Origin of the sequence: Paenibacillus sp. Soil750 (genome assembly GCF_001428045.1) — a bacterium.
In the GTDB taxonomy this organism is placed as follows: Bacteria; Bacillota; Bacilli; order Paenibacillales; family NBRC-103111; genus Paenibacillus_E; species Paenibacillus_E allorhizoplanae.
Genome location: NZ_LMSD01000001.1, coordinates 666,198 through 677,797, shown reverse-complemented (window position 1 = coordinate 677,797; position 11,600 = coordinate 666,198). Strand labels below are relative to the sequence as shown.

Genomic DNA, 11,600 nt, shown 5'->3' with positions numbered 1-11,600 from the left:
GTTATTTGTGGTTTTTGGCAACCCAGTCATCCAGATCCTTAATGATTTGATCAGGTGTTGCTTTCTTGAAGAACACTTTTTGAACATATTGCGTAAATTGTGAATTCCAATCAATGGTCGTCGTAATAAAGGATTGCGAATCATACGTTAACCCTTTATCAAAATACGGCTTAAGATCATTGACCGCTGGCGCGATGTCTGTTGAGGCACCTTTGACAAAGCTAAGCGAGTTAATATTTTTCACCCAAGCATCTCCGCCCTCTTTGCTGGCCATGAAGGCAAGGAATTTCAACGCTGCCTCTTTATTCGCTGATTTGCTGTTTACGGCAAGAGAGGCATCCGGGTTGAATTCAAGCTTATTCAAGCTTTCATCATTGCTGAACGGATACGGGAAGTAGCCCATGCCTGTTTTGTATAATTCCGGATTCTTCTTCTGAATATCCGCTAAAGGCCAAGTTCCCATGTACATCATTCCTACATCGCCTTTGGAGAAGAGGTCTACGACGCCATTGTAATCGACGCCAAGCTGATCCTTATTACCGAGGTCAAACAAGTCTTGTGCATGAGCAATAACCGTTTTGGACGCAGGGTTGTCAGCGAATTTCGCTGTGCCCTTTTCTATTTTGGTGAAAAAGTCCGCCTGTTTCTCTACCAGTGTTGTATTACTTGGCAGGTCTCGGCTCAACCACATGCCTAACGTCCAGTTATCTTTCCAGCCAAGGGCGAAAGGAGTTTTGCCCGCTTCCTTTATTTTTTTGGCCGCAGCAATCATCGCATCGTACGTCCTAGGAACCTGGAGGCCGAGATCGCTGAATATTTTTTTGTTATAGAAAACGGCAATTGGGGTAGCGTTAACTGGCATGATATAGTTTTTACCGTCGGTTGCTTGCGCTTTCAATACGCTAGGATCGAAGTTGGACATGAAATCCTTACCCGTCAAATCCTCAAGGTAACCGCCATCATGGAGCAGCTTCGTATTGCTGCCCGCATTTAATGTAAACACATCCACGATGTCGCCGCTGGCCATTTTCGTTTTCAATAAAGTGTAGTAATCATCATATTTAACAGGCTGTACTTCGACCTTGATGTTAGGGTTTTGCTTTTCGAACTGCTCGACGATTTTGGCTACACCGTCCGTAACATCACTTTTGAAATGCATAAACGAAATCGTAACTGGCTTCTCTACTTTTGCCGTTGCGGTCGCAGTAGCAGCTGACTTAGTCTCGCTGCTTGCAGCTGGTGCTGCCGTGCTTGCCGTATTGCTGTTGCTGCCGCATGCTGACAATAATATAGCCACCATCGTTGCCGAAACACTTACACTTGCAAACTTGTTCATATCTGTAACCCCTCTTCCTCGTTTTCGGTTTAGAACAGTGCACGCTCGTTCTGAATCCTATCTTACGCTCTGAAAGAAGGAATCGTAATAAAATAAATTGTCGTTCTGATGTTCAAAATTTTGGTAGTTAAGTCTTAGCCGCATACTTCTCTCGGTATTCTGAAGGCGTTTGTCCCGTGAACTTTTTGAACACTTGGCTGAAGTATCGTTGGTTCTCATAGCCCACAAGCTCGGATATCTCACTAATTTTATATTCGGACATGTGCAGCAGCTCGCATGATTTTTCCATCCGTTTACGCGTCACATACTCAATAAAGTTCTCAGAGGTCACGGATTTAAACTGCTTGCTTAAGTAACTTGGGTCGAGATGAAAGCGAGTAGCGATGTCGATCAGACTGATGTCTTCAAAATAGTGCGTATCCAAATAGGCAGCAATCTCGTGCATAGAATGAACGGATGAGGTCGTCCCCTTGCTCGCATGATACTCCTCAGTAGCCTCGGAGAACTGTTCGATGAAGTGGTTGAACTGACTGTGATCCACGATGCCTGCAAGTGAACGTGCATCAAATAGCTGCGGATAAACAATCACCATGTCTGACATCTCAGCGGCGGCCATTTCTGTTAGCTTCTTCAGCGATCGCTGTCCCTCACGGATGGTCAATCCACTCATTTTATCCGCTTTGCGCAGCAAATTCCGCAGCAGCTCGCGACACTCGCCCCCATTCCCTGCCGCCAATGCTTGCTGCAAGGTCTTCAGCTCAAACACCGTTAACAACTCCGATGCAGCAGGGGACGCTCCTGTGTATTGTTCCTGGGAGTTCAGTAAAAAATCGGTCGCATACAGCGTATTATTTCTCAACTGATCATTGGCCATGTCATAAGCCTCTGGCAGCCGTTCCAATTTAGTGAACACTCGGCTTAAACCAGCTACCACGTCAAGCTGCAGCATCTGGTTTATCACGTTATGGAAGGACGTAAGTAAGTGTCGGATATGCTTCTCATCATAGGATGACTCTGGTGCGTATAGACAAAGACTCATCCTATCGTCCGACTTATAAATAAGCGGTGCAACATCCAGTCTTTCAGAGGAGAGTACCTCAGCCAAAATATTTTCGATACTATACATTAACAAATCTGCATTCCCATGAAATTTTTTTATAGAGATGTCCTGAAAGTTGCGGAACATACAGACAGCTAGCCGAAAACTGCCTCTGGCGCTAGAGATTGCAAGTTCTTCCGCTTGCGTTTGGATATCTATGACATTCGTGATACGGCGGCTCGTGACATGTTGGAAGAACACTTCTCTGCGGAGCTGCCACATGTCTTGGGTGAATTTCTTTTGCTGCTGCAGTGTCAAATGGTTGTGGCTTGCCTCCATGGCTTTCACCAACGCACTTTTCAAATCCAACAGGGAAATCGGCTTCAGCACGTACTCACAAGCCTGATAAGTCACTGCCGCTTTCATATATTCAAATTGCGAGTAGCCGCTAATGACAATCACCTTAATCTCGGCATAATTGGTATACAAGGCTTCTAAAAACTGTTGACCGTTCATGACCGGCATGTTCATGTCCGTCACAATAATATGAGGCTTGCTAATACGTATAAGCTCCAACGCTTCTTCGCCATGTCGCGCTTCGGCAATAACCTCCACGTCCAGAGCTAGCTCACTAATCATTTTGCAAACGGACTTCCTTCCCAATGATTCGTCATCCACGACCATTACTTTGTACAAAGCTGTCACCCCTATAATAATTGTACGGAATTCGTATGCGAATCGCCGTTCCGATGCCTAACTCACTCTCCACCTCAAGGCCAAATGGCGATCCATAAACGAGTCTTAATCGTTCATGCACATTTTTGAGCCCGATGGATACTCCGTAGAAAACGTCGGACGATTTGTTCTCGAACGATGATCGCAGCGCAACCAACTTATCGGTTTCGATGCCTGGTCCGTTATCCTGCACCGTCAGCACAATGGAATCCGATTCCCGCAGCACGCTCACGCAGATCCGCAGCGACTGCCCCTCATCCCGCTTGCTGAACGCATGCACAATAACATTCTCAATAATCGGCTGCATGACGAATCGAATGATCGCACAGTCCATCAGATCAGTTGCGACGTCGAACTCAATCTCCAGCGTCTCCTCAAAGCGGAGCTGTTGGATGTACAAGTAGTTATTCACGTGCGCAAGCTCCTGACCAATCGTCGAGGCGACATTGCCTTCATAGAAGCTGTACCGAAACATGTCTCCTAACGCACGGCACATCTCGTGAATTTCATAATCCCCGATCAGTACAGCTTTGCCACCGATCGTCTGCAACGTATTGTAAAGAAAATGCGGATTAATCTGCATTTGAAGCGCTAGAATTTGTGCTTCTTTATTGAGAAGCTGCATTTCGTATTTGGATTCAATCAACTCACGAATTTTATCTGTCATGAAATTAAAATTGCCCGTCAGCTCCGAGATATCATCACGATAATTGACATTCTGAGGCAGACTGACATGGAAATTGCCTTTGCGAACAGTTTTCATCGCTTTTCCGAGCAGCTTGATGGGTCGGGTAATATAATGCTGCGCGAGAATCGAGAGCAGTGAAATGCTCAGCATCACGAAAATAAACGCCCCAATCGTAGTAAGCAAAATGTTCCTGCGGTTCTGTTCAAGTTCAGGATTCGGATACACAATGGAAAGCGAAATATTGCCATAATTGAGTCGGGAGGTAGCGACGAATAAATCTTTCTTTTTCAAAAATTGAATGTTCTTAGGATCATTTTGTGAGCTGATCTCCGGCTTTTCATATTTCGGTATGATATCCGCATATTTGCCATTCGTCTGATAAAAGGGCTCGCCGCTGGCGTTCTGCAAGACGATGATGTTCGGCGAATGATTATTCGCTTCAATCATCTTCGATAATTCCTTGCTCTGAATGTAAAATACGAGCGTACCGAACTTCGTTCTATAGAATGGATCATAAATAGGAATGGAATAAACAAAAAAATCCTGCTGTAGTGTGACATCCTTATAGGTAAACATAAGCGCCTGTTGAAATGGCAAATCGAGCATCTCCTTGTAATGAGGAATGCTCTGATCCATTTTGACGGACTCGTAGCTAGCCGCTCTAGACCATGAATCTTCCAGCTTATTTTCTTTGCCGAAGATCATGATCTTAATAATGTCTTTGTTTTTATTCTGTATCAGCAAATCATAGTTCTTAATCGATTCCCTGAGCAAAATGATATCGGCATCATTATAATTAGCCCCATGCTCCATGAGATTCAGGATGCGTTCGAAACCATATATTTGTAGGGCAGATGAAGAAATATTGCTGAAATATTGATCTAAATACCCCGATAAATACTCGGCATTCTGATCCGAACTTCGAAACATCGAATTTTCCAAAGAACGCGTACTCGACTTAAAAAAAATCATCGAGAGTACAAGCATGGGGATCAAGGAGATCAGGACACTGCTCCAAACAATTTTCGTACGGATGCTCCTATTAATAAATAGCCACCTGATCATGCCATCCCAACTTCCCTGTTGTTCAAATTAAAATTGGATCGATTATACCACATTGTAACATCAATCCTGCTGCTTACAAATTCAACTTTTTGTAGTCTTGATGTTCAAATTTTTGGTTTACTCATAACGCTAAACAGGTACCCACCGTCTAGACACTTGTTCAAAGTGTCCAACAATGAGTACCTGTTTTTTTTAAAATCTCATGTTACTTTTTGTTTTTGTCCAAGATCGCTGTTGCATCTTTACGGAAAGAGACTGCCGCTTCTTGAACCGTTATTTTCTTGTACATTATTTTCTCAGCTGTATCTTTTAGCAGTTTCTCGATTTCGATGGAACCAACTGGGTTCGGAGGATCCATTGGCGCACTGTTTTTCTCAGCCCAAGCGACATAGTCAAATACTTTGATTTCATTCGGGCTTAACAGCGGCTTCAAAGATTCTTTCACTTTGGATGCTACTGGTACTCCACGCTCGCCTTTAATGATTTTATTCGCTTCAATATCATTGATCCAGAAATCAATAAATTTAGCAGCTTCCTCTTGTACTTTGGAACTGCTTGATATAGACCAGTACATACTTGGTTTCAAGAATAACCCTTTGTTTGCATCAGGACCTGGCATTGGCTGCAGAACAAGCTCACGTTTCGAAGCTGTAGCTAGACCAATAAATTGATTAGACCAACCATTGGAGGAAATGGAATTACCCAATGTCAACTCGTCATCTTCTGGTGTGCCTTTCTTTTGTGCAGCCTTATCAAGCGCCAGCACGCTTCCAGCGTCATAATATTTCTTAGAGCGAGTGAAATAATCAACAAACAGCTTATCGTCGGTATAACCTAGGGCTGTGCCTTCTGCGTTATACATTTTTTGCCCAAGCGTACGCAGGTAATATGGGAAGAAAACGTCATCTCGGAATCCGCCCGTGATTTTGCCTGCGGCTTTCGCTTTTTCAGTAATCGCATCCAAATCATTCCATGTCCAGTTCTTTTCAGGAGGCGTAATATTTGCTTTTTTCAACATCTCGAAGTCCATAATGCTGGTCAAAGCATTAACCCCTATGTTCATAGCTACGAGCTTCCCGCCTACTTGACCACCTGAGACAGCATTTGGACTAACGTCATCCACGTTAAGAATTTTGCTCTTCGTAAAAGTCGTCAAATCCGCCAATTGGTTTCTTCCACCGTATTGTGTCAAATAAGAGATGTCCATCTGTATAATATCTGGCAGTTGATTCGCAGCAGCTTGAGGAGCAAGCTTCTTCCAATAATCATCGAAGGCTGCATATTCAGCTTCAATTTTCACGTTCGGATGTGCTTTCTCATACATTTCAATAACTTTCAGCGTATAATCGTGACGCGCTTGACCGCCCCACCAGGCCATGCGAAGCTTTACTGGGTCCTTACTTGCACTTACTGTTGCACTAGGAGTCGTTGTTGTTGTTGGCGCTGTTGTAGCTCCTCCACTTTGGTTACTAGAAGTACCCGAAGAACAAGCGGTTGCTGTGAAAATCATGGATAATGACATTAATGTAACTACTGCCTTTTTCATGGTTTTTCTCCCCTTTGTACGTACATTTCGAAATCGTAATCGCTTACATTTCTATTATCTGCTAAAAATTAACATTCGTTAATCAAAAAAACCGTCATCTTTGTTCAATTTTCAGTTTCCGCTACGGGTAGCAAAGTAAAAAAGACAGCACCTGAGTACAGGCACTGTCCCTATTTAATGAATTATCCGATCAATCTTATTAATCCTTTATACGCAATTTCATCGAATTTGCTAATGACCTTCTCCCGATCCATCGCCCACGCGCAATCTTCAAGTGCACAAGCGACCGGCGCATCCAAGCGAATTGTCGCCAGATCAAGCGAAAGATGCAGCATATCCAGCTCCGCTTCGATCTTCGCACGCACGCCTTTCGGAAGTGCAGCTAAGTTCTCGAGGATACCAGCAATGTTCACATATTCGTTGAGCAATTTGGTTGCTGTTTTTTCCCCAATTCCTTTGACCCCTGGATAATTGTCTGCGGTATCACCCGTTAACCCCTTCAGATCAATAATTTGGGCTGGAGTAAGGCTTTTCTCCTCCATGAGTGTTTCTAGCGTGTACACCATGTAGTTGGATTGCCCTTTTTTCATAATAATAACTTCGGTATTCTCATCCACGAGCTGGAGCATATCATGATCCCCGGTTAAGATCTGGACTTTCGTGTGGGGGCTATAGAAACGAGCCAAGGTGCCGATACAATCATCTGCTTCATAACCTGGGACGCCGACATTCGGAATATTGAAGCTGGCTGTCACTTCTTTGACCAGATCAAATTGTGGGATTAACTCTTCTGGAGCAGGTCCACGATTCGCTTTGTAGGCTTCAAATTTCTCCGTACGGAAGGTCTTACTTCCCATATCCCAACAACACACGACGTGAGTCGGTTTGAACGTGCCAATCGCATCAAGCAAATATTTCAGAAATCCGTACACACCATTGATCGGCACGCCATGATCAGTTCTCATGATATAACCACTTGATGATGTTGCATAATAACCGCGAAATAATAAGGCCATGCCGTCTACGAGCAGCACAGATTCAGATGAATTTTGTGACATTAATAATAGCTCCCATTCCTGTGAAAATATGAATTATTCATTACAAGTAGTATAGCACGCCATACAGGTTCCCGACACGCAAAAACCCGCCATCAGCAAAAGTTACCAAGGACGGGTTAGCGTGTGCTATATAATTAGCGGCTCGTATGCCATTTAATTTCCTGAATGAATTCCGACACGGACTCTTTCAAACGCGAAGTGATTTCATCATCGAGGATCGCTTGTCCTTGATCTCCCCATGTCACTTGTTTATCCAACACATACACACCTTGTAAAATATTCTGTGCGCCTAGGACAGACAACACTGGTTTGAGTGCATAATCAATCGCGAGCAAGTGCGCGTAGGTTCCTCCAACCGCTAATGGAAGTACGATTTTACGCTCGAGTCCTTTTTGCGGCAGCAGATCCAAGAATGCTTTCAACACGCCTGTGTAGGAAGCTTTGTAGACGGGCGTAGCTACGAAAACAGCATCTGCTTCAGCCACACGCTTACTCGCATCTACAATGGCTTCACTGTCGAATTTCGCATATAACAAATCCTCAGCCGGCAGGTCGCGAACCTTGATCCAATCTACTTCTAAACCTGCTTGCAGAAGCTCGCTCTTAGCAACTTCAATTACACCATGTAATCGGGAGGTTGGGGTTGGACTTCCTGAAATAATTACTACTTTAGCCATTTGATTCACGCTCCATTAGCAATTTGTGGGTGAAAAAAGAGACTCCGCCTCCATGTATTCGGGTACATAGTGGGAGTCTCCTGCTGTTCGGTCGACTTATTTCAATTCATAGTAATTCACTTGGAATTATATTACCATGGCTTCTATGTGACGTCAATCCATCATCTCAAAAGAAATTCCAGCCCGGCAACCATCTTAAAAAGAACGAGTATTTCGCTGGTATAATCATCCCCGATAGAATCGGATAGAACAGTGCGAATAGCACGAAGACGGCAGCTAAGTAGCCGTAGACCCATCTTCTTCGCTGCAGCGGTCCTTGCTCCAAATAGTCCTTGATGTAATAGGTCAAGATCAGTACCAAGAACGGTACCATTGCAAAATAGTGATAAATAAACGTTAGTCGCGGTACCAACATCCAAGGTAAGTACTGTGAGCAGTAAGCAATAAGCAGCATGCGCAGCAATTTATCCTTGCGTTTGAATGCGAGATAGAAGGACATCAGCACGGTAATAAAACCTGGCCACCACACCAACGGATTACCGAAGGAAACGATGCTCGAAAGCATGCCCTGCGGCATCAGCTTCGCTTGATAATACCAGATCGGGCGTATCATCATCGGCCATTCCCACCATGGTGAGGAGAACGGATGCGTAGCGACGAGATCCTTGTGGTATTTGTACATATGAACCTGATAAGTGACAACATCCTTCAACTGATGTCCAGGACCTGGAACCATCATGAAAGGGATATAGGATAGTGTATAGACGCCTAACGGTACAATAACAAACATGAGTACGCACCATAGTATGGTAAGCAATGTGTTGCTTACGAAAAGCTTTTGTACCCTTAGGAGCTTCGTAGATTCTTCCACCGAGAGAAGATCATCATATACGCCCCCGCTCTCCTCCATTTCAACTTCATCACGACTGTTCTCCCTCAGTACGCGCTTGGCAAATTGGTACTCTCTGTATCGCTCCCATAACGAGATGAATAAGAGGACGGCCAAGCCGGCACCGCCGTAAATGACAATCCATTTGGAAGCAGCACCGATCCCGAAGAACAAACCGGAAAGTCCCAGTGGGATTAGCGTCGTCCACAGCTTTTCACGGAAGAAGCTCAACGTTGTATACCGATACATGAAATAGAACATGAGCATAATGAAAAATACACCGTACACATCAATCGTGGAAATTCTTGTTTGGGCAAAATGCATGAAATCAAAGCTGAGTAAAAAGGCAGCAATAAGGGCATATTCGGAACGGCCAAACATCCGCTTCGCGAACACATACATAATTGGAATCATGCCTACTCCGAATAGCGTACCGATAATACGCCAGCCGAATGGATTTAAACCGAACACGTAAATACCGATGGAAATGAATATTTTGCCCAGCGGCGGATGTGTGCTTTCATAAGGCTCAATCTTGTGAAGATGCTCATACGCTGTTCTTGCATGATAAATCTCATCGAAATACGTGCCATTCATGTATGTAGGTGTATAGGGGACGACACTTGGCTCATCAAATAAATGAGCTGTTTTCCCGTTATCGGCAGCGTCAACATCTACTTCCTTCAGACTAGCGATCTGTAATGGCGTCGTTCCCCCATCTCCGAAAATTCCGATTTCATGAAGATGCAGCTTCGCACTCTCTTGTGTATCGATCACAATTTTGACATAGCGAGCTTCTTTATTCGCTTCTATGGTATGCCAGGTGAACACCTTCGTGTGGTCGGATTTAACCGCCATGGCGTCCTGCCACTGTTCACCATCATTCGAAAACCAATACGAGTAAGCACCTTCCCCAACGCCAGCAAAGCTATTAATGCGTGTAATCTGATGCGTGCTGCCGAGATCAGCAATGACCGTCTCTCCTCCACGTGTTGGCTGCCAGAACGTCGTGGGATCCTTATGTCCGCCTAGATGGAATAGCGCAATGATCGCATAAACCACCATAAGAACACCTAAATATAAGACATCTTTACGCGAGAAAAAGCGCCCGCGCTTCCCTCTTTCTATATGATCCTCTCCCTTATGGAAAATTGCCTTCCAAAGTGAGGTTTCTCTGAGATTCGTTGCTTTCTCTTCCAGATCATCTTCCATTGGAAGAACTTCGACCTTGTTGTCAACTAGAGGCATAGTTTCCTCCACAGTTTCATCCCCATCTGATTTCACGAAAAGCCTCCATCCCAATATACAAGCATAAACAAACATCATAACATTGATCGCCGAAACCGTCAGCATCAAAGGATTATATCGCGGAATGTGATAGTCCTGATGAAAGCTCCGCAGGAGTACATCACCAATATTGATAAAATGCGTAATACTAAAGCCGATAAACAGCCATAGAATTCGGCGATCCTTTAAGTATATGAAGCTCGTTAATGCTAACAATAGACCGTAGTGCAAGTAGCGCTCATGCATTTTGGTCATACACATAAACATTGCCGTGATAAATACGAACGATATGTATAAGACGGCACCGCGTTTATTTTTACCTAGCCAATAAAGTAGACAGACGTATCCGATGGACAGAATCATTAATACGACTCCGATCCATTTATAAGACAAATGCCAGAAACCACTGTTGATGTCCACGAAGTTCCCGCCAAGAAGTGCGAACAGATTAAACGCGTTGAGTGATGCATATGGATAGGAAGCTAACGTGCCCGAGTACAATTCGATCATCCAGCCATAGCCTCTGCCCATTGCAAAAGGAAGTGAAAGAACAGCCATTGTGGCTACGCCTGTCAACACGCTAAGCAGCCAAACCATCAACTTGCGTGCCCTTATTACATCTATCAATAGGAAAATACCGAACAGCAGCGCTTGAGGTTTAAGTAACAGAGCAAGTGCGATAAAGAACGCGGCTTGCGGCAGTTTGCCTTTCATCTGCATCAATAACGTAGCCACAATAAATAACATGAAAAAAGAATCTACCTGTCCCCATACCGCGGAATTCGCCCAAATGGCTGGATTGAAGGCAAATAGGGCAGCAATCCAGAGCGCCTGTTTCCAGGTACGTGCTCCCTCATGTTTACTCATCGCTAGTCGAAATAACAGATAAATAGTCCCAAGATCTGCAAGGATTGCTGGAAGCTTAAGAATAAGTAAGGAGCTGCTGCTTTCCCAAGGAATAGACAGCTTATGATGTACAAAGCCCACAACGTATAGGACATACATGTAGCCAGGGGGATAATCTAGAAAATAATCTTTGGCATTCGTATATAAGTCCCTTAATCCTACTGTATAAGCGCGATCTGCCCACGCCATGAACGTTCGCACGTCCGTATCATAGCCTACCCATGTGGGGGCCAAAACCAGTCTAAGTATGAGGGCAATCAGAAGCATGAATCCTAAAAGAAAAAATGTATAGGGAGCTACTCCCCGTTGCTTGAACCAGCTGACCATGCGACATCTCCTTAGCTTGAACTATTCTCATTATACCTGTCCACACT

The 11,600-nt window shown here is 44.3% G+C and carries 7 protein-coding genes; all 7 read right to left on the bottom strand.

Annotated elements, in window-relative coordinates:
• Window position 1: 1 nt before the first annotated feature.
• On the bottom strand, window positions 2–1,336 hold the full coding sequence (locus ASL11_RS02985; protein WP_056609457.1) for an ABC transporter substrate-binding protein: 1,335 nt from the start codon (window positions 1,334–1,336) through the stop codon (window positions 2–4).
• A 127-nt stretch (window positions 1,337–1,463) separates the two neighbouring features.
• Window positions 1,464–3,071 (bottom strand): response regulator transcription factor, encoded by a 1,608-nt coding sequence (locus tag ASL11_RS02980; protein WP_082595214.1) that lies wholly within the window; start codon window positions 3,069–3,071, stop codon window positions 1,464–1,466.
• Complete coding sequence (locus ASL11_RS02975) at window positions 3,046–4,863, bottom strand: sensor histidine kinase (RefSeq protein WP_056609453.1); 1,818 nt, start codon at window positions 4,861–4,863, stop codon at window positions 3,046–3,048. The genes ASL11_RS02980 and ASL11_RS02975 overlap by 26 nt, the downstream gene beginning before the upstream one ends.
• Window positions 4,864–5,068: 205 nt before the next feature.
• Entirely contained in the window at window positions 5,069–6,409 is a 1,341-nt protein-coding gene (locus ASL11_RS02970) for an ABC transporter substrate-binding protein (protein ID WP_056609450.1), read from the bottom strand.
• A 182-nt stretch (window positions 6,410–6,591) separates the two neighbouring features.
• On the bottom strand, window positions 6,592–7,467 hold the full coding sequence (locus ASL11_RS02965) for a 5'-3' exonuclease (protein ID WP_056609449.1): 876 nt from the start codon (window positions 7,465–7,467) through the stop codon (window positions 6,592–6,594).
• Window positions 7,468–7,601: 134 nt separating this feature from the next.
• Complete coding sequence (ssuE, locus tag ASL11_RS02960) at window positions 7,602–8,144, bottom strand: NADPH-dependent FMN reductase (RefSeq protein ID WP_056609446.1); 543 nt, start codon at window positions 8,142–8,144, stop codon at window positions 7,602–7,604.
• A gap of 166 nt (window positions 8,145–8,310) precedes the next feature.
• On the bottom strand, window positions 8,311–11,553 hold the full coding sequence (locus ASL11_RS02955) for a glycosyltransferase family 39 protein (protein WP_056609445.1): 3,243 nt from the start codon (window positions 11,551–11,553) through the stop codon (window positions 8,311–8,313).
• Between the last annotated feature and the right edge of the window lie 47 nt (window positions 11,554–11,600).

What these genes read in the sequence shown, in the direction of transcription:
- ASL11_RS02985 (WP_056609457.1), bottom strand. Translation starts at nt 1,336, where the DNA reads ATGAACAAGTTTGCAAGTGTAAGTGTTTCGGCAACGATGGTGGCTATA.
- ASL11_RS02975 (WP_056609453.1), bottom strand. Translation starts at nt 4,863, where the DNA reads ATGATCAGGTGGCTATTTATTAATAGGAGCATCCGTACGAAAATTGTT.
- ASL11_RS02970 (WP_056609450.1), bottom strand. Translation starts at nt 6,409, where the DNA reads ATGAAAAAGGCAGTAGTTACATTAATGTCATTATCCATGATTTTCACA.
- ASL11_RS02965 (WP_056609449.1), bottom strand. Translation starts at nt 7,467, where the DNA reads ATGTCACAAAATTCATCTGAATCTGTGCTGCTCGTAGACGGCATGGCC.
- ssuE (WP_056609446.1), bottom strand. Translation starts at nt 8,144, where the DNA reads ATGGCTAAAGTAGTAATTATTTCAGGAAGTCCAACCCCAACCTCCCGA.
- ASL11_RS02955 (WP_056609445.1), bottom strand. Translation starts at nt 11,553, where the DNA reads ATGGTCAGCTGGTTCAAGCAACGGGGAGTAGCTCCCTATACATTTTTT.